Annotated in this window: 22 protein-coding genes and 1 pseudogene; 11 read left to right on the plus strand and 12 right to left on the minus strand. The window is 70.6% G+C overall.

Annotation, left to right across the window (positions count from 1 at the left end):
- Positions 1-169: 169 nt before the first annotated feature.
- From OG408_RS16615 to OG408_RS16645, 8 genes and pseudogenes are all read left to right on the plus strand, one after another.
- On the plus strand, positions 170-391 hold the full coding sequence (locus OG408_RS16615; RefSeq protein WP_266779882.1) for a hypothetical protein: 222 nt from the start codon (positions 170-172) through the stop codon (positions 389-391).
- An 81-nt stretch (positions 392-472) separates the two neighbouring features.
- Positions 473-760, plus strand: a pseudogene (locus OG408_RS16620) (hypothetical protein); the annotation flags it as partial.
- Positions 761-1,239: 479 nt separating this feature from the next.
- Complete coding sequence (locus tag OG408_RS16625) at positions 1,240-1,521, plus strand: cupin domain-containing protein (RefSeq protein WP_266779883.1); 282 nt, start codon at positions 1,240-1,242, stop codon at positions 1,519-1,521.
- 214 nt (positions 1,522-1,735) lie between these two features.
- Positions 1,736-2,671 (plus strand): GNAT family N-acetyltransferase, encoded by a 936-nt coding sequence (locus tag OG408_RS16630; RefSeq protein ID WP_326670557.1) that lies wholly within the window; start codon positions 1,736-1,738, stop codon positions 2,669-2,671.
- Positions 2,668-3,108, plus strand: coding sequence for an aromatic-ring hydroxylase C-terminal domain-containing protein (locus OG408_RS40170; protein WP_353051420.1), 441 nt, complete (start codon positions 2,668-2,670; stop codon positions 3,106-3,108). Before OG408_RS16630 ends, OG408_RS40170 begins: the two co-directional genes overlap by 4 nt.
- An 11-nt stretch (positions 3,109-3,119) precedes the next feature.
- Positions 3,120-3,770 carry a CatB-related O-acetyltransferase gene (locus tag OG408_RS16635; RefSeq protein WP_266779885.1) on the plus strand — a complete coding sequence of 217 codons (651 nt, stop codon included), beginning with the start codon at positions 3,120-3,122 and terminating at the stop codon, positions 3,768-3,770.
- Between the two features lie 47 nt (positions 3,771-3,817).
- Positions 3,818-5,095, plus strand: coding sequence for an erythromycin esterase family protein (locus OG408_RS16640; RefSeq protein WP_285565021.1), 1,278 nt, complete (start codon positions 3,818-3,820; stop codon positions 5,093-5,095).
- A 491-nt stretch (positions 5,096-5,586) separates the two neighbouring features.
- On the plus strand, positions 5,587-6,168 hold the full coding sequence (locus tag OG408_RS16645; protein ID WP_326670558.1) for a hypothetical protein: 582 nt from the start codon (positions 5,587-5,589) through the stop codon (positions 6,166-6,168).
- Positions 6,169-6,283: 115 nt separating this feature from the next.
- On the opposite strand, the gene OG408_RS16650 is transcribed toward OG408_RS16645, so the two are convergent.
- The 3 genes from OG408_RS16650 to OG408_RS16660 are packed head-to-tail and all read right to left on the minus strand — an operon-like array spanning position 6,284 to position 8,943.
- A complete protein-coding gene (locus tag OG408_RS16650) occupies positions 6,284-6,976 on the minus strand; it encodes a response regulator transcription factor (protein ID WP_326670560.1) in 693 nt (230 codons plus the stop codon).
- Positions 6,973-8,127: a sensor histidine kinase gene (locus OG408_RS16655; RefSeq protein WP_326670562.1), complete on the minus strand. Its 1,155-nt coding sequence runs from the start codon at positions 8,125-8,127 to the stop codon at positions 6,973-6,975. Before OG408_RS16655 ends, OG408_RS16650 begins: the two co-directional genes overlap by 4 nt.
- A gap of 27 nt (positions 8,128-8,154) precedes the next feature.
- Positions 8,155-8,943 (minus strand): hypothetical protein, encoded by a 789-nt coding sequence (locus OG408_RS16660; RefSeq protein WP_326670564.1) that lies wholly within the window; start codon positions 8,941-8,943, stop codon positions 8,155-8,157.
- Positions 8,944-9,329: 386 nt separating this feature from the next.
- Between OG408_RS16660 and OG408_RS16665 the strand changes: the two genes are divergently transcribed.
- A complete protein-coding gene (locus tag OG408_RS16665) occupies positions 9,330-10,004 on the plus strand; it encodes a response regulator (RefSeq protein ID WP_285568259.1) in 675 nt (224 codons plus the stop codon).
- Positions 10,005-10,017: 13 nt separating this feature from the next.
- On the opposite strand, the gene OG408_RS16670 is transcribed toward OG408_RS16665, so the two are convergent.
- Entirely contained in the window at positions 10,018-11,259 is a 1,242-nt protein-coding gene (locus tag OG408_RS16670; protein WP_266779892.1) for a sensor histidine kinase, read from the minus strand.
- Positions 11,260-11,719: 460 nt separating this feature from the next.
- Here OG408_RS16670 and OG408_RS16675 point away from each other — a divergent pair, with 460 nt between their 5' ends.
- The gene (locus tag OG408_RS16675) at positions 11,720-13,945 is read left to right on the plus strand and encodes an MMPL family transporter (protein WP_266779893.1); all 2,226 of its coding nucleotides are present in this window, start codon (positions 11,720-11,722) and stop codon (positions 13,943-13,945) included.
- Between the two features lie 135 nt (positions 13,946-14,080).
- Here OG408_RS16675 and OG408_RS16680 read toward each other — a convergent pair whose 3' ends face one another.
- From OG408_RS16680 to OG408_RS16690, 3 genes are all read right to left on the minus strand, one after another.
- The gene (locus OG408_RS16680; protein ID WP_326670568.1) at positions 14,081-14,545 is read right to left on the minus strand and encodes a GNAT family N-acetyltransferase; all 465 of its coding nucleotides are present in this window, start codon (positions 14,543-14,545) and stop codon (positions 14,081-14,083) included.
- Between the two features lie 33 nt (positions 14,546-14,578).
- Entirely contained in the window at positions 14,579-14,980 is a 402-nt protein-coding gene (locus OG408_RS16685) for a hypothetical protein (protein ID WP_266779895.1), read from the minus strand.
- A gap of 97 nt (positions 14,981-15,077) precedes the next feature.
- The gene (locus OG408_RS16690) at positions 15,078-15,890 is read right to left on the minus strand and encodes a CPBP family intramembrane glutamic endopeptidase (protein WP_326670570.1); all 813 of its coding nucleotides are present in this window, start codon (positions 15,888-15,890) and stop codon (positions 15,078-15,080) included.
- 372 nt (positions 15,891-16,262) lie between these two features.
- On the opposite strand from OG408_RS16690, the gene OG408_RS16695 reads away from it, so the two are divergent.
- Positions 16,263-17,813, plus strand: a complete 1,551-nt coding sequence (locus OG408_RS16695; RefSeq protein WP_326670572.1) for a glycosyltransferase family 39 protein — start codon at positions 16,263-16,265, stop codon at positions 17,811-17,813.
- On the opposite strand, the gene OG408_RS16700 is transcribed toward OG408_RS16695, so the two are convergent.
- The 5 genes from OG408_RS16700 to OG408_RS16720 all read right to left on the minus strand — a co-directional run bounded on the left by OG408_RS16700 (position 17,801) and on the right by OG408_RS16720 (position 24,539).
- A complete protein-coding gene (locus tag OG408_RS16700) occupies positions 17,801-18,025 on the minus strand; it encodes a hypothetical protein (RefSeq protein WP_266779898.1) in 225 nt (74 codons plus the stop codon). The two genes, OG408_RS16695 and OG408_RS16700, sit on opposite strands and share 13 nt — an antisense overlap.
- 81 nt (positions 18,026-18,106) lie before the next feature.
- Complete coding sequence (locus tag OG408_RS16705; RefSeq protein ID WP_326670573.1) at positions 18,107-18,742, minus strand: ATP-binding protein; 636 nt, start codon at positions 18,740-18,742, stop codon at positions 18,107-18,109.
- Positions 18,743-18,826: 84 nt separating this feature from the next.
- A complete protein-coding gene (locus OG408_RS16710) occupies positions 18,827-19,675 on the minus strand; it encodes an adhesin (RefSeq protein ID WP_326670574.1) in 849 nt (282 codons plus the stop codon).
- A gap of 147 nt (positions 19,676-19,822) precedes the next feature.
- Positions 19,823-21,709, minus strand: a complete 1,887-nt coding sequence (locus tag OG408_RS16715) for an MFS transporter (protein WP_326670576.1) — start codon at positions 21,707-21,709, stop codon at positions 19,823-19,825.
- Between the two features lie 259 nt (positions 21,710-21,968).
- Positions 21,969-24,539, minus strand: a complete 2,571-nt coding sequence (locus OG408_RS16720) for a D-alanyl-D-alanine carboxypeptidase family protein (RefSeq protein WP_442806034.1) — start codon at positions 24,537-24,539, stop codon at positions 21,969-21,971.
- Between the last annotated feature and the right edge of the window lie 8 nt (positions 24,540-24,547).

Here is a 24,547-nt window from a genome sequence, read left to right on the forward strand (position 1 = left end):
ATGGGCTGCCGGACTCGCAGGAAGCTCAATGGGCCATGATCACTCGCCCCACGGAAGATGCCCTCCAATGCCCTGGAGTCGACCTCGTGACCACGAGTATCAGCCTGTTCCAACGGCTCCCGGGCGCCTACCCTCAGAGGGTGATAGCAGGGATTCGAGGGGGAGGTAAGTGACGGGCTTTCTGTTCTGGGTCATAGGTAGCTTCTTCTTCTTGCTGGGGTTGTTCTGCCTCTTCGTCGCCGTCCTGATGTTCTCAAGTTGGCGGCAAGGCATAAAACGTGCGCCAGCCTGGAAGTTCCTGCTGTGGACGTTCGCAGGGATCGGCTCCGAAGGGCTCATGGTGGTCTTCTACACATGCAAGCCGTGCGGTGCTGTCCGCGCCGGGCAGTGACTCAGCCCGCGTGGTCGCCACCGACGTGCCAGAGGGCGTTGTGACGGGAGCCGAGGTGGAGGCGTCTCCACCTCTGGCGGTGAAGCGAGGTCACAGGTTCCGATGTGGCGCGAGGGGCTGGCCGGGACGGCACTGTCGGTGGACTACCAGCGCATCCTGGCCGCGATCGATGATCGGATCCGTCTCGGTCAAGGGCCGCTGACCTGTCAGGAGATGGCCACCGCGTTCGGCCTGGACGTGGTGCCTGCCAGGGTGGAGGGGCTGCGGTCGAAGGCGAAACGCCTGGTCTCGCGGGGCTGGCTGGCCGAGGGTGTCGACCACCAGTTCCGCATCCCGCCCGGCACCGGCAGCGGCCGGACCACAGGGGGCACTCCGCATCCGTCATGTCCGAGGGATACCGCCGAACACGCTCGGGGTGGCCGGCCGCATTCCCGAACCGGTGACCGACACAATCACACGACAGAGCAGCCGAGTTGAACCCCACCGGCGCGAGCACGCACAAATGCGGCACCAGGGTCTCCCGGATCTCGGCCGGCTTCGCAACCCCGAGCTACCAAGAGCCCTGCCTCCACGCCCACAGCCGACCGCGATCACCCGAACGAGACTCCCGTTCGACGCCCACCCCTCACGATCGGAACGACAACAGCTACTTGGCCGCCTGGTCGGTCAGTGGGACGGAGATGCCGTCGCGCCCGGCGGTCCGATCGGCATCGGTCTGTTCATCCTCATCGAAGGTGGCGGTTTCGGGTTCTCGGCGAGTAAGTCCGAGCCCGCGCCTGAGCCGCGATGCGTGTGCATCGCCACGATCGTTCCGTTTACAGAACGTTCTGTTTATGGAACGCTAGTCGGTGCACGCGGTGCTGAGGGACCGTGTGCAGAACGCGGCTGCGGAGTCGGAGGTGTATCGCATCCGCATCCAGAGCGGGGCGGTGCAGTGCTCGGCTCATGTGCCGTGCGCGGAGGAGCACTTGCTGGTCTTCAGCGGCACGGCGCGGGTCGGTCCCGCCTCCGCCCCGTTCGAGGTGAGCCCGGGCAGCCACGCACGGTGGGCGGCGGATGTACCGCATCAGTACGAGGCGGTGGGGAGTGATGTGGAGGGGGTGTTGGTGGTGCGCTACCCGGTGGAATGAGACCCCTACGCCACACCACCCGACGCCGGGCCACGACCACCGGCGATCGGTCGTGGGTTCCACCGCCGCGGCAGGAGATCGACAGTACCCAGTCGGGCAGGCCCCGATCCGGTGGTCGATTCGGCAAGGACAGGAGCAGCCGGGCGTGCCGGTGCCGGGTGGCGATTCCATGCAAAGCCAGCTACGTCATCGAGAGACAGGATGATCCCAGTACATGCATATACGTATAGCGCGCCCAGACGAACTACCTTCCCTCGTCGAGCACTCCGGCCAGCCCGAGCGCAACGCCGGGACGGCCGCCTACCTCACCGACCTCCTGGCCAAGAAGTGCACCCGGCCAGAGTGGTGTCTGGTCGCGGAGGACGAAGCCGGTCGGCTCACCGCGGCCACCGCACTATGGACCCTTCCCGGGAACGACATCCCGATGGCCCTGGTGCTCCTTGAGACACCGTGGGACGAGCCCGGCCTGGCCACCGGCCTGGCACTGCTGGCGGAGGCCGCCGCCTTGGCCGACTCGCTCGGCGCCACGGAGCTGGAGCACGTCACAGACTCGCCGACGCAGCCGCCGCAGTACCAGGCGGAGCCGGAACGGCGCACCGAGCTTCTCCGTCTGGCGGGCTTCGAGCACGCCCGTGACGGTCGCCGCTTCCGCCGTCGCACCGGGGCTGAACTCACCTCGCATGATGACCGATTGACCTGGCATTCGCTGCCCAGTCTGGGCCGTGAGCCGTTCATCGCTCTCCTCGCCGAGGCGATTCCGACCAGTGCCGACGCCCAACTCGCCGCCAGGGTCGCCCGGCATGGCGCCCGGCGTGCCGCGGAGAGCCTCTTCGCGGACATGGAGGAGTTCTCCCACGATCCCTCCTGGTGGGAACTCGGCTACGCTCCGGACGGCACGCCGGCCGCTCTCAGCCTCCCCGCCCGAAACCCCTCGATCGCGGTGATCGGCCTGGTGGCTGTATCTCCCGCCTGCCGCGGCAACGGCTACGCGACGGCGGTGGTGGCCCGCGGCACGCGGCTGTTGGTCGAAGCGGGCGCAGAGGAGATCCGCGGCGACTGCGACGCGGCCAACACGGCGATGATCATGGCTTTCGAACGGGCGGGCTACGAGAACTTCGCCGACCGCCAGGAGTTCACCCGCCGGTTGTGAGCGGGGGCTGCTCCCGCGCCGTAACGCATGCTGAGTGGCACCTCCCCACCCCAGTTGGTAGGGCTAGACGAGGGTGCTCTGGTGCCCGGCCCCGCCGACATGGTCAGGGCGCCAATAGTGTCGCGGAACTCATGCCCCCCGCGCGCCCCGTGTTCCTCGGTCTCGCGGGCCGTCCGGAGCTCCGGGAGATCGCCGGAGGATGGGCGCACCGCGAGGACATCCATACCGCCGGCACGGACAACCGGCCGGCCGACGTCATCCTGATCCGCGCGGATGCCCATATCGCCTGGGCCTGCACCCGTTGGTGCATCCTGCGACACGCTCTTGCCCGAGCTGCCGCAGACCCCGCTCGCCAGGTTCGGGTTCCCTGCGACCGACGAGGAACTGAGGCACCAGAGCCTGCCACCGACCGCGTACCCACAACGCCCACACGATGAGGAAGCCCGCCATGCCCGTACCTGCTGACCCCACCGTCGTGCATCCGATGCCCGGCCAGCCACGGGTCGTCCAGCTCAGACCGCTGGTGAAGTCCCCGCTGATCGAGGTGGGGGAGTACTCCTACTACGACGACCCCGATGACGCGACCGCGTTCGAGACCCGCAACGTGCTGTACCACTACGGTCCGGAGAAGCTGGTCATCGGCAGGTTCTGCGCGCTGGGCACCGGGGTGCGGTTCATCATGAACGGCGCCAACCACCGCATGGACGGCCCCTCCACCTTCCCCTTCCCCACCCTCGGCGGCTCCTGGTCGGACCACTTCGATCTGCTCACCGGACTGCCGAACCGGGGCGACACCGTCGTCGGCCACGACGTCTGGTTCGGGCACGGCGCCACCGTGATGCCCGGGGTACGGATCGGCAACGGCGCGATCATCGGTGCCGGCTCGGTGGTCACCAAGGACGTGCCCGACTACGGGATCGTCGGAGGCAACCCGGCCCGCCTCATCCGCACCCGGTACGACGACCGGGACATCGCCCGGCTGCTCGCCCTGGCCTGGTGGAACTGGCCCCCGGAGCACATCAGCGAGCACATACGGACGCTGATGTCCGGCAGCGTCGACGAGCTGCAGGACGCGGCACCCCGCCTCCCGCACCCGTAGGCCGGCGCCACGCGCTCATCACCTCCTCTCCGAAAAGAGCCGCCACCGTGCCCACCACCACTGATCGGCCGACCTTTGCCGGCTGGCTCAAAGGCCATGCCACCCCACTCATGCACCTCGACCCGACAGCACCCCTGGACGACCTGGAACCGCTGGGCGACCTCCTGGACAGTGCCCGCGTGGTCGGCCTCGGTGAACACTCACACTTCATCGACGAGTTCGCCGTGATGCGCCAACGCCTCCTGCGGTTCCTCGTTGAACGCTGCGGCTTCACCGTCCTGGCCTTCGAGTACGGCTTCTGCGAAGCCCTACCCCTCGATGCCTGGACCCGCGGCTCGGGAACGGACGACGGCCTCTCCGCGCTCCTGGCGAACGCGGTCCCCATCGGGCTCCAGGATCCGCTGCGCTTTCTCCGCCGCCACAACCGCACCGTCGCAGAGCCGGTGCGGTTCGCAGGAATCGATATCCCGGCGGCTGGCGGATCGCTGCTTCCCGCCCTCACACCGGTCACCGACTACCTTCGCCACATCGATCCGGAGACCCTGCCGGCGCTCCAGAGCGTGACCACGATCGCCGCCTCCTTCGCCGGTGACTCCGCGGCAGTGGCCGCACCCGCATGGGCGCGTCTGACCACCAACGAACAGGACACCCTCAGCGCACTTCTTGCGCGACTGCTCATCCGGTTTCGCGCCCTGAAGCCGCTGTATCTCTCCCGCGGAGACCGGCACAGCTACGACACCTCCCTGCGCTGCCTGGAGGCCGCCTGCCACGGCGACTACACCTTCCGTGCGATGGCGGGCCTCTTCGCCGGAGACGGGCTCACCGCCGACACCTCTGCCCGCGACTTGTACATGGCGGAATCACTTTTGTGGCACCTCGACCGGCTCAAGCCCACAGACCGCGTCGTACTGATGGCCCACAACGCCCACCTCCAGAGGACGCCTATCGCTTTCGACGGCCACCTCACGGGACTTCCCATGGGTCAGCACCTGCACCACGCCCTCGGTGACGCGTACTTCGCCCTTGGCCTGACCAGCATCACCGGCCACACCGCCGACATGCGTCGCGACGAGACAGCTCCCTTCGGATTCACCGTCCACGACACCCCGCTGGAGCCACCCGCGCCGGGAAGCGTCGAATCGGCCTTCGCCGAGGCCGGCCTTGGCCACGCCGTCGCCGGTCTTCGTCAGGCCCGGGCTGAGCAGCTCAACGGCCCCGACCGCATTCGGATGCAGAACATCTACCAGCACACCCCGGTCGTCGACGCGTTCGACGGCATCCTCAGCACACCCGCCTCCACTACCACCAACCTGGAGAAGCCATGACCAGCAGGTTCACCGAACTCATCGTCCCTTGACACGACCCGCACCGGCTCGCGGCCTTCTCGTGCCAAGCCCTGGAGTACACCGTGATCACCCTGGTGGGTGGCAGGGTTTCCCGCCGCGGCCACGGCCAGGAACCCGTTCCCCACCGGCGGCGAGGGCCTGCGGTGCCGCTGGAATGTCGTTCGGCTCAACCCCGCAGATCGCCGCCGCCCCGATGACGAGCAGCGCCAGGGCGACGGTGCCGAGGCCCCAGCCGCCCACAAGGGACAAGCTCGCACCCGCGGTCAATAGCTGGGGCATTTCAGCCCCCCATTTGCGATACCTGGGTTTCCGCTTGGACCGTTCCACCACCTCAAGGGACGGAATGCCCTGCTGCACTGCCTGATCCACCACCGCGACACCGCGACAGCGTACTGAGCAAACGTCAGATCCGCGGGTTGGGGTACCGGTTGTCGAACTGAACGCCGGGACGGATTTTCGATCATTGCCGGATGAGCTGTTCAACTGCGGCCGTCGACGTCCCGGAGCCGGCCGGTTACCGTAGCGAATCGCCGATCCGTCGGAAAAGCTGGTTTCCACTGGTGGACGGCACTTCTGAAGGTTCACTGTCGCGCGAGGGGGCACCAATGAGAATCCGCAATTCCATTTCCACAGCGGTCGTCGTGGCGACCGCTACCGTGGGCATGATCGCCGCAACCGGCAGTCCGGCCCAGGCCGACTGGGTACCACCGTTCAGGAAATGCACGTCATTCGATCAGAACGGATTCAAGGGCGACGTCTGCGTCGACCGGATCGGCCTCGGACCACAAGAATTCCTCGGCCTGGGCCACATCCAGGAATTCCCCAGCAACTGCGCCAGATTCCGGGTCGACGTCGTGGACCCCGATGGCACGGCGGTGCGTTCCGTGAACAACATCCCCTGCGCCACCGGCGCGGTTGGCACTGCCCGATATCTCGCCGAGCTGCACGTGAACGGCAGGGCGTATGCCCGCCTGGTCAGCTTCGACAGCGCGGGAAACACACTGCTGTCGGTCAACTCCGAGATCATCGTCTCCCCGTTCGACCACCATTGAGGGGCTGGGTACATCGGCCCACAGGGTTGTTCGCTCCGATTACCAGTCGGAGGCCCTGCCGTCCCAACGGGCGGCAGGGCTTTCGGTCTGATGAGGTCCGCCTGTCCCGTGCGTCTCAGACCCCACGCCGGTGGTCGCCCACCAGCCCGGTCTCGTAGGCGACGATCACGAGCTGGGCGCGGTCACGCGCACGCAGCTTGGCGAGCAGCCGCCCGATGTGGGTCTTGACTGTGGCCGGGCTCAGATGGAGGTGCTCCGCCAACTCTGTGTTGGACAACCCCCGTGCGATCAGACCGAGTACCTCCAACTCCCGGTCGGTGATCCCGTCCAGCGTGCGACTGGGTGGGCGCGCAGGCTCGGGACGGCGGGCGAACTCCGCGATCAGGCGACGGGTCACCGAGGGGGCGAGCAGGGCCTCTCCCGCGGCGACGACTCCGATGGCGGTGAGGACCTCGGTCGGCGGGGTGTCCTTGAGCAGAAAGCCCGCGGCTCCGGCGCGCAGAGCGGCGTAGACGTACTCGTCCAGGTCGAAGGTGGTGAGGATGAGGACGCGGACGCCCGGCAGGGCCGGGTCCGAGCAGATCTTCCGGGTCGCCCCGATGCCATCGAGGTCAGGCATGCGTACGTCCATCAGCACGACGTCCGGCCTTTCACGGCGGGCGAGTTCGACGGCCTCCGCCCCGTTCGCGGCCTCGCCCACGGCCGTCATGCCGGGCGTGTGGTCGACGAGGACCCGGAAGCTGCCGCGCACCATCGCCTGGTCGTCGGCGATCAGTACCCGGACCGGGGGCACGTCGGTCATGGTCATCTGTTCCCTTCGGCCGGCAGGCGGACGGACACCGCGAAGCCGCCTTCCGGCCGGGGCCCCGCCTCGCAGCTGCCGCCGTACATCATCGCCCGCTCCCGCATACCCAAGAGGCCATGCCCGCGCGACGGTTCGCGGGCGGCCTGCCCACGTGCAGACGGTGGCCCCTCGTCCGCGATGTCGATGCGGATCTCTCGCGCACCCGCCTCGACCGTGACCTGGCAGCGGGTCGGGGCGGCGTGCCGGACCGCGTTGGTGAGGGCCTCCTGGACGATCCGGTAGATGGTCAGCCGCGTCCCCTCGGCCAGGCCCTCCGTGGCGTGCACCGTCAGGTCGACGTCCACCCCGGCCCGGTGTGCCTGCGCGGCGAGCGAGCCGAGGCCGTCGAGATCCGGAACGGGTCCCAGAGGCGCGCCCTCGATACGCAGCACGCCGAGCGTGCGCCGCATCTCGGCCAGTGCGGAACGGCTTGTCTCCTCGATGACCTTGAGGGCGGCCCGCGCCTCCCGCGGGTCCGCCTCCGCCACATGCCCGGCGACGCCCGCCTTGACGGCGATCAGGCTCAGGTTGTGCGAGACGATGTCGTGCAGCTCACGGGCGATCCGCAGACGCTCCTCGTCCAGTGCACGCTCCGACCGACGCCGCTGTTCCCGGGCAGCCTCGGCCCGGCGGCCGCGCACGGTGAACCCCGCGCCCCAGGCCCCGCCGATCACCAGGAGCACGAGCCCTGCCACCCCGACGGCACCCCGCCAGTCCTCGGCGGGAGTCACCACCGCCTCGCCGAGGTACACGGCTCCGCACGCCACCGGCAGCGTGACCGCGAGTGCGGGCACGGACCTGCGGGCCGGCTCGGCCAGTCCGACCAGGTAGGCAGCGAGCCCGGCGGCGACGTACGGCTCACGGGGGATGTCGAGGAGCGATGCCGCGGCCAGAGCGGCCAGCACGGCCGCCAGGACCGCAAGCGGCCAACGGCGGCGTACGGCGATCGGCAGGCCGACCGTGGCGGCGATCAGCCAGCCGAGCCAGACCGGTCCCGTGTAGGCGGGTTGCCCGTCATCGGCGGTCAGCCCGGTGAAGCCGACGTACACGGCAGTCAGGGCCAGGGCCGCGCCGAGGTCAAGGGCATAGAGATGGCCCTGCCCCTTGAGCTTCATGACCCGACCGTATCTGTACGCGCCCACTCAACCGGCCTGTCCCAGCAGCATCATCAGCCCGAGCGTCACCAGGGTCAGCGGCACCCAGCGCAGCACCGCCGCCCGACTGGGACGGGGCGCTTCACGCAGCAGCGCCACACCCAGCGGCACCAGTGCTGCGCACAGTCCGGTCAGGGCCACCAGCGACACAGGGGTGGTTCCCTTCAGCACCCCGAGGGGCAGTGCTGAGGTGAGGGCGAGTGCGGCAGCGCGGACCGGGCCGAGCACCCGGGTGCGCCAGGCGCCCAGTGCGAGGACCAGCCACCCGGCGAGGATGGCGAGGTTCAGCGTGGCGAAGACATGAAAGGCGCCGTAGCCGACGGAGACCGATTCGGTGGCGGGCCCGACTCCCTGCGAACGCACGAGCTGAAAGGCCAGATGGTCCACCCCCGCGTGGAAGGCGCGGGCGAACAGCCCGAACACGACCAGCACTCCGCCCCACAGCCCCCATCCGGCACCGCGGGCCCCGATCCGTGCGGCCACCACGGCCACGGCGGGCCAGAGCAGCAGACTGCCCGCGGCAAAGAGGCCGTATGCGGTGGCCATCAGGGTGGGATGCCGCTCGTAAGCCGCGAGTTGATCGGGGTAGAAGAAGGGGAAGCGGGCCCGCAACAACGCGCCGGTCAGCATCAGGAGCGGGCCGAACACCATGGCGGTGCCGCCCACCCAACGCCCGGGAAAGCCGGTCCCCTCGAACCGCTCCACAGGCAGTGCGGCACGCAGTCGGACGCCGATCGTCGAGACCGCGGTGGCCTTGGATGTCGTCGGGTTCGTCATGCTGACGACGATGCCTGCGGCGTCCCCGCGGGGCGTCGGACCAGGAGCTGAACTGCGGGGTCAGACCTGGGTATGACCCGTCGGGCCGCCTGAACAGGCACCGCTTCCAACGTGCTGCACGAGCAGGAGGCGCCCTTCCTGCCTCATCGAGGCACCGCACCCGACGGTTCGGCGCTGCGCGCCGTCCGCGCACCCGGCTCCGGCCGCTCCCGCACCCTGCCTCCGGCCTGCGCGTCGCCGCCACCGCCGCCGACGCGCGCCCGCACCGGACAGGCCCGAGGGCATGAGCCGAGACCGATCCGCGGGCCAAGGACATGCCTCCGAGCGCCAGCACGGACAGGTCGCCGGCAGGGCCCTGGGCTGAGCGCTGTGATACGAACTGGCGCATGCCCGGAATGAGTATTGACGTGGTGGTTGCCGACGATCAGGAGCTGGTGCGTGCCGGTTTCCGCATGATCCTGGATGCACAGCCGGGCATCGAGGTGGTCGGGGAGGCGGCAGACGGCGTGGAGTGCGTGGAGTTGGCGCGCCGGCTGCGCCCGCAGGTGGTGCTCGCCGACATCCGGATGCCTCGGCTGGACGGATTGGAAGTGACCCGGCAGTTGGCCGGTCCGGGGGTCGCTGATCCGTTGAACGTCGTGGTGATCACGACGTTCGACCAGGACGACTACGTGCGTACCGCGCTGCGTAACGGCGCGTGCGGGTTCCTGCTGAAGGACGCGACGCCCGCCCTGCTGGTGGAGGCGGTGCGCGCCGCCGCCCGGGGGGATGCGCTGGTGTCCCCGGCGGTGACGGTGCGGCTGCTGAAGCGGCTGGAGCAGGCCGAGCTGGGTACAGCACCGGCCGGGGTGGAGGCGTTCGGGCTGAGCGTGCGGGAGCTGGACATCGTGCGGCTGATCGCGGTGGGCCGCACCAATCAGGAGATCTGCGACGAGCTGTTCCTGTCGTTGTCGACCGTCAAGACGTATCTGGGCCGGATCCAGGCCAAGGTCGAGGCCCGCAACCGGGTGGAGATCGCTGCGTGGGCGTGGGAGCACGGCGCGGTGCGGCCGGCCGGATGAGCTGCCCGGCCGGTCAGGCCGCGGGCGGAGGGCCGGCGGGTGCGGCCGTGTCCTGGGCCGGGGACGGGGCACGTAGCCGGAAGGTGGCTCTCACTTCCCAACCGCCGTTGGGCAGAGGGCCGGTGTGGAGCGCTCCGTCGAGCGCTTCGACCCGTTCGCGCAGGCCGATGAGGCCGAAGCCGCCCTGGCCGCCGGCCGGCGCAGCGGTGCGTTGGGGTCCTCCGGTGTCCGTGATGCTGAGCTGCAGCCAGGTGCTGTCGGCGTCGAGGCGGACGTCGACCCGGGCGCCGGGGGCGTGCCTGCGCACATTGGTGAGTGCTTCCTGGGCCACGCGGTAGGCGGAGATCTCCACTTCGGGGCTGATGTGGGCGGTACGCGCGGCGGCGGTGGCCTCGAGGCGCGCAGTGGCGGGTGCGGGGCCGGCGGCTGCGGGCGTCGAGTAGCTCGCGGTCAGCTCGGCGAGCTCGCTGAGCAGGTCGCCCGGGCGCACCGCGGTGTGGTTGTCCTCCCTCAGCACGCGGACCAGGCGGCGCATGGATTCCAGCGTCTCGGTGCCGGCCTGCGCGATGTTCCGCAGGATCGGCTCGACCTTGTCGGGTGCGGTGGGGTAGACGGCTGTTGCCGCGTGCGCCTGCACGATGATTCCGGTCATGTGATGGGCGATCAGGTCGTGCAGATCGCGGGCGAGCGCGAGGCGTTCCGCCTGGCGTACGTCGCTGATGGCCCGGCGGCGTCTCGCCTCCATGGCGCGGACGGCGCAGCCGAGTGTGATGACGATGGCGAGGATCACGGTCAGGACGTAGACGCCCGCCACGATGCTCGGCCACGAGCCGGTACGGAAGGGCACGACCAGGACGGTCAGGCTCAGGGCGGCGGCGGATGCGGCGGCCGCCTTCGGGCGCGCGGTGCGTGCGGCGGTGCGGAGAAGCAGACCCAGCAGTCCCGCGATTTCCAGTGCGCCCACGGAGGACCCGGTCTGGGGGACCGCGACGCAGATGCCGCTCAACGTCAGTGACATCGCCACCGCCATCCAGATGCGCGGCAGCAACGGGGGCGAGAAGCGTGTGTCGCCGACGGCGAGGATCAGGAGCGGGCCCGTCACCAGGACGGGCAGCCAGTTCGTCGCGGGGTGCCACGGATCGGGCGCCATGGACAGCAGAGCGACGTCCGCGAACCCCGTCAGGGCGAGCGCGAGCAGCGCGCACACGGTGATGAGGCGTTTGACCGCAGGAGTAAACGGAAGGTCCAGGTCCACGCTGGTCAGCGTAGGTGTACGGATCCCGGTAGCCGTGTCGGCCGAATGACCGACAGGCCCGCGCCGGAACAGTACCTACGGCCGACATCGCGGGGCGCCTTCGCAGGAAACCATGGAAATCACCGGCGGCCGGTCCTTCCCCCGAGGCCGGCCGCCGGTATCAGCGCCGTCAGTGCCGACGGCGTACATGGCCGGCGGCGCTGCGGCCGGTCAGGTCAGGTGGCCGCACCGCGCCGCTGGGGTCCGGGACCGTCTCACGCGGTGATGTGACCGGACGGCGTGCCGCGCCCTGTGGGGACGGCGGCCGGTACGCACCGCAGCGCCCGCGGACCATGCGGGCGCTGCGGCACCCCTCGACCCCGGCCCCAGGAACGGAAGTGCTGAGCGAGGAGCGACGCACCGTTCAAGCCGCGTATGTCCGCCCACCGAGCACCTTCCTTCCCTACGGAGTCACACCCTCATGGCAACTTTCCTGCACAGGATCGGCCGGTTCGCCTTCCGGCGGCGCTGGCTGGTCGTCCTCCTGTGGGCCGTCGTCCTGGGCGCCGTCGGCGCCGGCGCGGCCGGCACCTCGGGCTCGGCCGATTCAAGCTTCACCCTGCCCGGTACGGAGTCCCAGCGCGCCTTCGACCTCCTCGGGGAGAAGTTCCCGGCCGCCAACGCCGAAGGCGCGTCCGCTCGCGTCGTGCTGCGGGCCCCCGACGGCGAGAGGATCGGCAGTGCCGAGAACAAGGCGGCGGCCGAAGCGGCCCTGACGGACCTCAGGAACTCCTCGTCCCGCATCGGCCGGGTCAGTGATCCCTTCGCCACGAAGGCGGTGAGCGCGGACGGCACCACCGCCTACGCCCAGGTCAACTACACCGCTGCCGCGGCGGACCTGACCGACGCCGACCACACCGGCATCGACGACGCACTGGACGCGGGCCGCGACGAAGGGCTGACGGTCGAGGCGTCCGGTGACGCGCTCGCGGCCCCGGAGGGAGGCCACTCCGCGGAGGCCATCGGCTTCGCCCTGGCCGCCGTCATCATGGTCATGACCTTCGGGTCCCTCATCGCCGCCGGTCTCCCGCTGATCACCGCCCTCGTGGGCGTCGGTGTCAGCACCACGGCCATCACGGCGGTGAGCGCGATCTTCGATCTCAACAGCAACACCTCGGCGCTCGCGTCGATGCTCGGTATCGCCGTGGGAATCGACTACGCGCTGTTCATCGTCTCCCGCTACCGCTCGGAACGGGCGGACGGGTACGACGCGAAGGAGGCCGCGGCCCGGGCCAACGGCACCGCCGGTTCAGCCGTCGTCTTCGCCGGCGTGACCGTCGTCATCGCCCTCGCCGGCCTGGCCGTGGTCAACCTGCCCATGCTCACCGCCATGGGCCTGGCCGCCGCCGGAGCTGTCGTCGTCTCCGTGCTCGTGGCCGTCACCCTGGTGCCGGCGCTGCTGGGATTCGCCGGGGAGCGGGTCCTGGGCAAAGCCCGTAAGAAGTCCGCACGCACTCCGGCCCCGGCCGCGGCTCCCCGGGTGACGGCCGGCAACCGCTGGATCGCCTTCGTCCTGCGCAGGCCGGTCAAGGTCCTCGTGTTCGCGGTCGTCGCGCTCGGCGTCGTCGCCCTGCCCGCCACGCAGCTCAAGCTCGGGCTGCCGGACGACGGCTCCAAGCCCGCGTCCTCCACCCAGCGCAAGGCGTACGACATCCTGGCCGACTCCTTCGGCCCCGGCTTCAACGGCCCGCTGACCCTGACCGTCGACGACCGGAGCCCCGGCACCGCCCGCAGCACCGCCGCCGGCATGAGCAAGGCCGTCGCCGGTCTCCCGGACGTGGCGTCCGTGTCCCCCGCCGCCTTCAACGAGGCCGGCGACACCGCGATCATCACGGTGATCCCCAGGAGCGGGCCGAGCAGCGACGCCACCAAGGAGCTCGTCGGCGAGATCCGTTCGCTGGCCGCCGACACCGGGTCGTCCACCGGCGCCCGGTCGATGGTGACCGGTTCCACCGCGCTGAACATCGACGTCTCCGACAAGTTCAGCGCGGCGATCCTTCCCTACCTGGCGCTCGTCGTCGGCCTGGCGGTCCTCGTGCTGATCCTGGTCTTCCGCTCCGTCATGGTCCCCGTGAAGGCGGCGCTCGGCTTCCTCCTGTCGGTCCTGGCCGCGCTCGGCGCGCTCGTCGCCGTCTTCCAGTGGGGCTGGCTCAAGGACCTGGTCGGCCTCGAACAGACCGGCCCGATCATGAGCCTCATGCCGATCCTCATGGTGGGCATCGTGTTCGGCCTCGCGATGGACTACCAGGTGTTCCTGGTGACGCGCATGCGTGAGGCGTACGTCCACGGGGCCGACGCCCGCACCGCGATCGAGACCGGCTTCAAGCACAGCTCGAAGGTCGTCACGGCAGCGGCCCTCATCATGATCTCCGTGTTCGCCGGCTTCGTCGGAGGCGACGACGCCATGATCAAGTCGCTCGGCTTCGGCCTCGCGATCGCCGTGGCCTTCGACGCCTTCGTCGTCCGCATGACGATCGTGCCCGCCGCCCTGGCGCTCCTCGGCCGGCGCGCGTGGTCGCTGCCCGGCTGGATCGACCGCATCCTGCCCAACGTCGACATCGAGGGCGAGAAGCTCGCCCGGCGCGCACCGGACGAAGAACATCAGATCAGGGACACGACGCCGCAGTACACGACCAGCCAGTACTGACCCCCGCCTCGGGTTCGCAGAACCGAGTACGCAGCCGCGTGATCTGACCAGGCAGGTCAGCACCACGCGGCTTCGTGCTCGGGCATCGTGCGGCAAGGATTCGGTCCACTCCGGGCCGTTCGAACTGTGGTGGGCTCAGGCGGGGTTCTCGTCGAGCACCAGCATGATGTGCTCGTTCTCGCCGTACCGGACCGTCTCGGTCCGCCGGAAGCCGAGCTTCTCCAGCAGTCGCACCGAGCCGGTGTTCCCGACGTACGGATCGGCGTGCAGGGGACGGGCCTGCTCCCGCTCCAGGAACAGCGCCAGTGCCTGTGTGCCGATCCCCCGGCCCCAGTACTGTCTGCCGAGCCAGTACCCGATGAAGCGCCGCCCCTCGTCCCACCAGGCCACCGCGTTGCCCGCGAGTTCTCCGTCGACGGTGATGGCCTGCACGAAGTTGGTGGGATCCCCGAGAACCTTCGTCGCCCAGTGGGTCATGAAGGCCTCCCGCTCCCGGGGCGGGAACCTGGACCGCTGCACGGCCTCGGGATCGTGCTCCTGCGCGAAGAACTCCTCCAGATCGTCCGGTTCAACGTCTCTCAGACTCACCTGATCGCTCATGCCGACCGAGTCTGCCACCAGGCACTGACACCGCTATCGAACGGAGCCGGCCCTCGATGTCACGGAGGCGATCACGGCGGAGGCGATGCCGGTCACGACGAGGCTCCCCACCATGACCATCACCACGCCGACCATGAACAGACCGCTGGAGTCGTCCGACCAGTCGTAGTACGCGGCAACGGTCAGGCCGCCCGTGACGCCGAGCACGGCGCCTGCGATGTAGCGCCTGGACGCCGCCCAGTACACCGGCGCCAGCAGCGACAGCACCAGCCCGATCACCTGCCACGCCTCGTACGGGCCGGTCTCCGAACCATCAGGTTGCACGTCACGGTGCTGGTCCCAGCCCAGCCAGGCAGCCCACAGCGCCAGCGTCATGACGGCCAGCACGAGGATCGCCGTCAGCTGGGGAACGAGTTTCAGAGGTCGTTGCGACATGGCTCAATCGTTCCTGCTCACGCCGCAGCCGACCTGAGTCCACGTACTCACCTCCGCTTGAGTAACCCGGGGGCTCCGCCTCGCCCCTGTACCGGGCTCAGCCCGGGAGTTCCGGGGCCACGGTCTTGTTCCTGGCCTCGATCGGAGGGCGCTTGACGACCAGCACGGCGATGAGGACGACCTGGAGCAGGATGATGAGGACCAGTCCCGGGTACGTCTGGGGTTCGTCGCCCACCAGGCTGGAGAGCAGGCTGGTGTCCCAGAGGCCGTGGACGAGCATCGGCAGCAGGATGACGCCGCCGACGCGGAGGCACAGGTAGAAGAAGTAGCCCGAGGTGGAGACGATGACCGCCTGGATGAGGGCTTGTGCTCCCTGGCCGAAGGCGTTGCTGACGTGCACGAGGCCGAAGACGATCGAGGAGTAGAGCGCGACCTTGCCCTCGGTGAATCCGGCACGGCGGAACACGTGGACGCCGATGCCGCGGAACATGAGCTCCTCGCCGACGCCGACGAACAGCCCGAGCAGGATCAGGCAGGCCACGAGGGAGGGGCTCTGATCGGCGAGGTGGCCGTAGTTCAGGGCGATCAGGGCGACCGCGATCATCGAGACCGGCACCCAGCGCACCCACCGCCGCACCGGCGCGCGGTAGCGCAGGACCTCGCCCCACCAGCCGAGCCAGGTCACGACGGCCGCCCCGAACACGATCGACGCCCCGATCGGTATCAGCGCGTTGCGCACCAGGGACTCGGCGGTGGGGAACTCGCTGTCGGAGTAGTCGGTGTCCACGCCGATCAGCTGTCCCAGGCCCTGGATGATGCCCGCGTAGACGATCACCACCACCAGGAACCACGGCCATGCCAGCCTGCGCCCCGGCAGGCCCTGCTGTGTCGAGTCCGCCCTGTCCGGCAACGGGTCCGCCTTTCGTCCATCGGCGAGGGTCCCCGCCTGCCCGGCGCGGCCGCACCTCGCCGCAGCCTCCACAGAAGAATCTCACAGAGAATAGAACAAACGTTACGAACCCCCCGGACCGGCGGAACAAGCGGAGCCGGCGGCGCCATGGGCGTGGAGTGCGCCGGCAGCGAGTCCGGCGGGCGCAGCCGGGAGGACTACATCCCCCGGGCGAAGGACGGTCATTCGTAGTTCCCGCGACGGACCCCCCGGTTCGCCATCGCAGGTGACGACCCCAACAGGCGTGCCGCCTAGCGTGATTCAGGTGATCGGGACCGTCCGGCGACTGCCGGTGTTCCGGTGGTCCCCTTCGCCTCGGCCGGAGAGTTTGTCATGCCCAGAACATCTGAATGGTGCGGACGGACCGGGTTATCCGCCGTCGGTCCGGCGGCCCTCAGCCTCCTGCTCGGCCTGTGGGGCATCACCCGCGACAACAGCATGTGGCGCGACGAAGCGGCCACATGGCAGGCCTCGCACCGGACCGTCCCCGAGATCTGGCACCTGCTGGACCGGATCGACGTCGTCCACGGCCTCTACTACCTGTTCATGCACGAGGTCTTCGCCGTCGCCGGGGACAGCCTCGTCGTCCTGCGGCTGCCGTCCGTCCTGGCCATGGCCGGCGCCGCCGCCCTCATCACCCTGCTCGGTGCCCGGCTGGCGGGGCGGTGCGCGGGGCTGGGCGCCGGGCTCGCGTTCACTCTGATTCCCGCCGTCCAGCAGTACGCGCAGGAGGGTCGGCCCTATGCCCTGGTGACGGCCTGCGCGGCGCTGGCCTGCCTGTTGCTGGTCGCGGGCGTGGAGCGGCCGGGCGCGGGCCGCTGGGCGGCGTACGGCGCGACGGCACTGATCGCCGCCCTGCTCAACTGGTTCTCGCTGCTGATGCTGTGCGCCCACGCGGTCACGATCGTCCTCGCCCGGCCACCCCGCGCGACCGTGCTGCGCTGGGCAGCCGCCGCGGCCTGCGCGGTGGCCGGTGCGCTCCCCCTCGTCGTCGCGAGCAGCGCGCAGTCGCAACAGGTCGCCTGGATCCGCCCCGTCACCGCCGGAACACTGACCGGCCTCCTGCTGACGCTGGCCGCCGGAACCCTCTGCGCATGGGCGGTACGGTCGGCAGCAGCCCGACCCACGGCCCAGGCCCAGCTTCCTCCGCCGCCTCATTCACCGTCCCGCTCCACCCCCTCCCCCGCCCGGCTCACGCTCGCCGCAGTCGGGCTGCCCCTGCTGGCCGTTCCCCCGCTCGTGCTGCTCGCCGCCTCTCTGTTCCGGCCCGTCTACCTCACCCGCTACGTCCTGTTCAGCCACCTCGGGCTCGCCCTGCTCATCGGCGGGGCCTGCCACGCGCTCGCGCTCCGGCTGCGCACTCCGCCCCGTCGCACGGTCGCCGGGGTCATGACGCTCGCCTTCCTCGGGCTGCTTCCCGTCCAGCTGTCGCTGCGCGACGCCACCGGCCGGATCGACGACGTGCTGGCCACGGCCGCGAGCGTCGCCGCCGCCCGGGAGGACGGGGACGGGGTGCTGTACATACCGGCGGCCCGCCGCGACACCGCCCTCGTCTCGCCCGTCGAGTTCACCGGGATCAGAGACCTGGCCCTGGTCCGGGAACCGCCGGGATCCGGCACCATGAACGGCGTCGAGGGCAGCCCGGACCGGATAGCGCACGCCATGCTCGCCGCACGCCGCATCCTGGTCGTCAGTGACGTGGGAGCGCCGCCCGCCACCACGGATCGCGACCGGGCCAAACAGCGCGTCCTGAAAGCCCACTTCGTCCGCTGCTCCGAAACCGTCACCGGAGGCCGCCAGGTCACCGTGTACGAGCGCCGCAGCGGGGAGCCCGCCCCCGGCCGCCACCACGCCGGGGGCCGCCGCTCAGATCAACGCCCCTGATTCCTGGGGTGGTTGCGGGCCATGCGTTCGTTGCCGAACTTGTACGCGCCCGTCCAGCGGGCCATCACCGCCTGGGCGTCCCCGGCCTCCACCTCGGCCACGAACTTCGCCGCCCGGTCACCCCGCAGCGTCGTCGCCTTCCGCTCGCGATGGGTGATGACGACGGTGCCGTCGTTGCGCGACTCGTAACTGAAGCCGGAGGGTGCCGGCATGGTGCGACCTGCCTTGTCTCTCATGCCGGTCCGGGGTACGGACGCAAGCGGTGGTGGGAGGTGGTTCCGGGGCGCCGGGCTTCAGCCCTCGCGCAGGTCGTCGATCCTGACCGTCAGGTGCGGCCAGGCCGCCCCAGCCCGCCGCAGCAGTTCGTCCGGGTCCAGGCCCTGGCCCGCACGCAGGGACTCCCCCGGGCGGAAGCTGACCAGCGTCCCCGTCGTGCCGTCGTCGTCGACCGGGTCCAGGCCGGTCACCGGAACCCCTTGCTCGTAGCGCTGGGTCCAGGAGCCGTTGCGACGGCGGTTGGTGTGGACGAGGTGGTCGCTGAGCGCCGCGACGACGGACATGCCCCGCCGGGGATGGCCGTCCGGAAGCGTCTGCGCGCCGGGGAGGTCGAAGAACCGCAGGTCCTTCGTTGCCATGACGGGCTTCTTCACCGCCCGGCCCTGCTCGTCGCGGCGGGTGTCCGTGCCCCGCCCGTCGTCCGCGACCGATACCGATCCGTCGGGGTGCAGCGTGATGACGGCGTGCCCGCCGTCGGTGCACTCCGCCTCGTCGGCGGCGTACGCGACGACCTCCAGGACCAGGTGCCCGGCGCCCCCGGGGGCGAACGCGGCGGGGTCCCGCCGGATGCCCTCCAGATGACCGGGGTCCACGGCGGCGGCCCAGTCGTGTGTCGTGTTGCGCCAGGCTGCCCGCGAGGTGTCGGTGTCCATCGGGGAAGTATCCACCCCGGCCGGCCCGGCCACCCCACCGGCAGCCGATGGCTTATGGGCGATGGCTGAGGGCCGGTGGCCGGCTCAGCGGCAGGAGACCTTGAGCTGCGCCGCCGCGTGGTGTGCGCCCAGCAGTTCCGTGCTGCCCCAGTCCCGGCCCCGGTCGATCAGCTGCACCGCGAAGGTGTCGCCCTTGACCGGGTAGCTGTTCACATCGACCGCGCTGCCCCGGTGCACGGTCTGGCGTACGGCGAAGCCCGTGTACGCCGAGTCCGCGTCCCCCGGGTCGGAGAGCACCCGGTAGACGGTGGGGTTCCCCGCCACGTCCCGGTCGCGGTCCGAGCGCGGGACGAAGACCGTCAGCGCGCACTCCCGGTACCCCGAACCCAGGTGCCAGGACCAGGTGGCGGTGCTGCCCCGGTCCTCGTCCGGACTGCCCGACATCGGTACGGCACTGAAGCGGCCGTCGCACGAGCCGTCGCGGAAGCCGCCCGAACCGACCGTGTACCAGCCCGCGTCACCGTTCTCGAAGCGCCCGTACTCGCGGTACTCACCCGTCGAGCAGCCGGGGCCCGCCCACGCCGTGTAGCGGTAGGGGGCCGGGGTCGGGGGCGGTGAGGACGCCGGGCCGGTGGAGGCCGGGGCCGCGGCCGAGGGGCTGATCCGGGTGGGAGCGCCGCCCACCCGGTCACCGGCGCCCCCGCCGCCCGTGCCCGCACGCCCGACGGCCCCGGTCCGGGTCTCGCCGCCCGCCGACGCGATGAACGCCACGGCCGTCACCAGGGAACCGGTCAGCACCACGACCCCCGCCGCCAGCCAGGCCTTACGGCTTCCCGGCAGCGTGGAGATCCGGCCCGCGAGCGTCTCCCGGGCGATCCACGCACCGTCGCCGCTGCCCGCTCGCGTCACGGATGCGCAGTCGGGACAGCTCATACCGGGGAGCGCACCGCGTCGTTCGCCGCCGCACTGTTGGCACCTCATGGCAGCACACCATGCCAGTGCCTCGTCCCCGCAGGGAGCGATCGTACGGAATTGGTCCGGCCGCTCCCCGTACCGCAGCACGGGAACCGGCCAGGGGGCTCAGCGCAGTTCGTCCGGGCAGGGTGTGCCGGGCGACAGCTGGTAGGGCGCGCCCAGCCGGTACACGCCGGGGCGCGGGGCGAGCAGTTCCGTCCACTCGTCGCCGTGCTCGTCCTCGTCCAGCTTGATCAGGCAGCCGTTGGTGTTCACGAACGACTTCGGGGAGTCCTTGTCCGCGCGCTGCTTGGACGCCTCGGTCTCCTCGGGCCGGTCCAGGCTCTTGCCGTCCTCGTCGACCACCGCGAGCCAGCGCGAGTACGGGATGCGGATCAGCACCCGGCCCGCCTCCTTCACGTGGATGGTCAGCTCCCCGGCGCCCGCCTCGTCGACCGTCGCCGGCGGATCGGCCATCGGCACCGGGCTGTCGACCGCGAAGAGCCGCCAGTTGCTGTCGGACCAGATCGCCTTGAGGTAGGGCTGCCCCTTGCCGACCAGCTCCGCCTCCTGCACCGCGCCGCTGGAGTCCGGATCGCCCTTCGGCAGCACCACGTAGTGCACCGCCCAGCGGTCGAGCCACTGCCGGTAGTTGACCGGGTTCAGGGTGTCGTCGTAGAAGAGCGGGTTGCGCTCCATGTCGGCCTGCCGGTTCCAGCCGCGGGCCAGGTTGACGTACGGCAGCATCGCCGCGGCCTCCCGGTGGCTGCTCGGCGGAACCACCTCGACCCGGCCCCGGTCGGCCCCCACCTTCTGGAGCTGGTCGACCAGCGGCGCCAGCTCGCGCGCCCACGACGCGGTGGGCGCGGTCCGGACGATGTCGTCGACGCCCTTGAACCCGATCCAGAAGTTCAGCCCGGCGAACGCGACGATCAGCGCGTACCACTTCCGGGAGCGCGGCACCGAGAACGGCAGCGCGGCCAGCAGTGCCACCCCGGCGAACAGCATCGCCATGCGCGAGACGTTCGAGCCGATCTGCGAGTCCACCACATACGTCAGCAGCGTCCCGATGCCGTAGACGGCGGCGGCCGTGCGCACCGTCTTCCAGTCGCCCGGCACCAGGAAGAAGACGAGCGCGGCGAAGACGAACGGCAGCGACAGCGTCGCGATCGACATCGGCTGGGTGCCGGAGAACGGGAACAGCCACGCGGACAGCGCCACCACGGCCACCGGCGCCAGCCCCAGGGCGTACGCGCCGGGCCGCCGCTTGTTCAGGAACAGCGCGGCCGCGACCACCCCGAGGAAGAGCCCCGCCACCGGACTGCCCGCCGTCGCCAGCGCGGCGAGCGGTGCGGCGACCGCCGCCTTCGCCCAGCGCTTGTACCGCCAGCGGTACGGCCAGCAGAACACCGCCGCCACCGCGCCGACCGCGAACATCATGCCGAGCCCGAACGTCACCCGGCCCGACAGCGCGTTGCACAGATACGCGAAGACGCCCGCCATCGAGCAGGCCAGCGGGTTACGGACCGCCTTCACCCGGTACAGGATCAGCGAGGTCAGCCCCGCCGACACCGTCCCGGCGACCATCATCGTCGTACGGACGCCGAGCACGGACATGAGATACGGCGAGACGACGCTGTACGAGACGGGGTGCATGCCCCCGTACCAGGCCAGGTTGTACGCGGTTCCGGGGTGCCGGCCGACGAACTCGGCCCAGGCGTCCTGGGCCGCGATGTCGCCGCCGCTGTTGGCGAAGAAGAAGAACCAGAGGAGGTGGACGGCCGCCGCCACGGCGGTCGTCAGCAGCACCGGGTGCCGCAGGCAGCGCTCCTTGAGGTCGTCGAGACCGCCGGCGAGACGGCCGGCCGGACCACCCGCCGGGCGACGGTCGGAGAGGGGACGCGTGCCGTCCTGTGCACCGGCTGCGCCCGGTCCGCCCGTACCTTCCGGGCTCCCCGTGGCGCCTGTGGTAGCCGTGCTGCGCTTCGCCCGTGTCGGCTCGGCAGTGGTCACTGCGACTCTCCCCGTCCCTCCCCGGACGCGTTGGAACCGCCGGCTTTCCTGCTCGGGTCTCATAGGCGGGAAGACGCGTTCCAGGGTCCACGCGTTGCCCCCGGGACGCTAGCACGCAGACTCTCGCCACCGCCCCGGAAGGGCCCGTGAGGTGGCTCGCACCGCGGTGCGCCGCCGTCCCGTCGTACGACCGCGGTGGCTGGATACCGGCTCCGGTTCCGGCAACGGCTCCGGTTCCGGTATCCAGCCCGCCGTGGTGTCAGCTGATCCGCGTCAGCTTCTGCCCGAAGGCGGGATCCTTCAGATCCTCCTGGAGGGCGACGGGGGCGCTGACCCTGCCGGGCCCCGTCCCCACGGTCACCACACCCACCTTGGTGCCCGCCTTCATGCTGCGCGAGATCTCCGTGCCGTTGTCCTTCACGGACAGCTCCACCTTCAGGCCCTGCCAGCCCTTCGCCTTGAGGTCACCGGTCGCGACGAGCGGCGTCTTGCCGCCGAACCCGTCGTCGACGTAGCCGACGACATCGCCCTTCTTCACGACGGTGGCGGACGTCACGGCCTTCTGCGCGTCCTTGATCAGCGCGAGGCTGTTGTTCAGCGACATCACCAGGCTGTCGTACGGCTGCCCGGTGCCCGCCTGCTGCCCCATGACCGCGCCGTAGATCCAGAGCTTCTTGCCGTCCACGACCGTGTTGGCGGACCAGACGAGGTTGCCGCCGGCCGGGGTGGAGGACCCCGTCTTGATGCCGCTCACACCCGGCTGCAGCAGGATCGTGTTGTTGTTGTAGATCGTCTGGTCGATGCCCTCGATCTTGATCTCCGGGGTGTCGACGATCTCCCGGAGGACCTCGTTCTGCATCACGGCCCTGGCCAGCTTCAGCTGGTCGGTGGCGGTGGAGACCGTCGTCTTCTTCAGACCGCTCGGGTCCGTGTACGTGGTGCCGGTCATGCCGAGGTCCTTGGCCGCCGCGTTCATCTTCGCGACGAACTCGGTCTCGGACGAGTCCCAGCGGGCGAAGAGGCGTGCCGCGTTGTTCCCGGACGGGATCATCAGCAGCTGGAGCAGCTGCTTCTCCGTGAACACCTGCCCCTTGGAGATCGGCGCGGTGGACTCGTCGCCGAGCTTGGACTCGTCCTCCGCCTGCTGGTCGACGGTGATCTTGTCGCCCTGCTCCTTGCCGGTGAGCGGGTGCTCCTTGAGGACCACGTACGCCGTCATGATCTTGGCGACACTGGCGATGGGCGCGGGCTTCTGCGCCCCCGCCGAACCGAGCGAGCCGACACCGTCCACGGTGACCGCCGACTGCCCCTGCGCCGGCCAGGAGAGCTTCAGGTCGCCGCCCTTGAAGGTGTACGACGACTCCGCCGTCATCGTGAGCACCGGGTCCGGCAGCGGGCGCACCATCTGCACGATTGCAAACGCGATCAGCAGGAGCAGGACCAGCGGGGTCCAGATCTTGACCCGGCGCACGGCCGTGCGGACCGGGGTCTCCGGCGGCGGCGGGGTGTTCGTCAGCTCGGCCAGCAGGTCGAGCGGCGGCCTGGGCGGCATCGGCTGCTGCCGGGTCCGCTCGGCACCGCTGAGCGATGCGTCGGGCGGCTGCGGCGACTGCTGCTGCGGCTGCCTGCCGAAGCCGGCGCCGGGTGCGGGTGCGGGTGCCTCCGGCGCGCGGGGTGCGGGGGCCGGACGTACGTCGTCCGCACGCAGCGGTACGAACTTGCTGGTCCGCTCGGCGGGGGACTCCGGCGTCGCGGGGGGCTTCGTGATCTTCAGCGCGGTCGTCGGCTGGTCGACCCGGGGCAGCTTGGGCGCCTTGAAGACGGCCGTTGCCTGATCGATTCCGCGCTTGTCCCCGGCGGGCTCCGCCTCCTCGCGGGACTCCTCGCCGGACTCCTCCCGGACCTCGTCGCCGGACTCCTCGCGGGTCCGGGGTACGCGCGCCTGGGGGGCGTCTTCCGCGGTGGTCCCGCCGGCGTCAGCCTCATCGGCGTCGGCGCCGGAGTCGCTGTCTGCATCGGCTTCGGCTTCGGCTTCGGCTTCGGCACCAGCTGCGCTGTCTTCGTCAGCGTCGCCATCCGCTTCGGTTTCGGCATCGGGAGCAGCTTCGGCATCGGGAGCTTCGCTCTCCGCCGCGAGGGCTTCGCTCTCCGCCCCGGGCGCCGGCTCCTCCGCGTCGCCCTCGGTGCTCTCGTCCCCGCCCTTGGACACCCACGCGGCGACGGCCGCACGCAGCCGCGCATCGCCCTCCTCGGGCTCGGCGGCCTTCTCCGACTCGGCGGCCTCGGCAGCCCCGGCGCCCTCCACGGGCTCCACAGCGCCCTCGGGCTCCTCGATCGCCTCCGGAGCGCCCGAACCGGCCGCAGAGGCGTCCGCAGGGCCCTCAGGGCTCTCCGCGCCCCCTTCGGCGCTCTCGGCCTCGGCTACGGATTCCGCATCGGCCTCATCGGCATCGGCTGCCGCCTCGGGCCCGGCTTCGCCGTCGCCGTCGCCGTCAGCGTCGACATCCGCACCGGCATCCGCATCCGCACCGGACCCGGAATCGACCGCGGCCCCCACCGACGACTCCGAGGGCTCCGAGGGCTCCGAGGACTCCGAGGACTCGGCGGCCTCCGCCGGCTCCACGGTCTCCGCACCCGTCTCCGGATCCGCCTCGACCCGCGGCGTACGGAAAACCGCCGTCGCCGTGTCCGCCGAGCCTCCGGACTCCTCCGGAGAGGCCGGTTCACGGAAGACGGCAAGGCGCGGATCGGCCTCGCTCCGAGTCGTTCCCGACGACTTCTGCTGCTCCGACTTGTCGGGGGACTCGCCCGCCACCGATGCCTCCTCCATGCGGCGCG

The sequence above is a fragment of the Streptomyces sp. NBC_01257 genome (assembly GCF_035917255.1).
Taxonomy (GTDB): domain Bacteria; phylum Actinomycetota; class Actinomycetes; order Streptomycetales; family Streptomycetaceae; genus Streptomyces.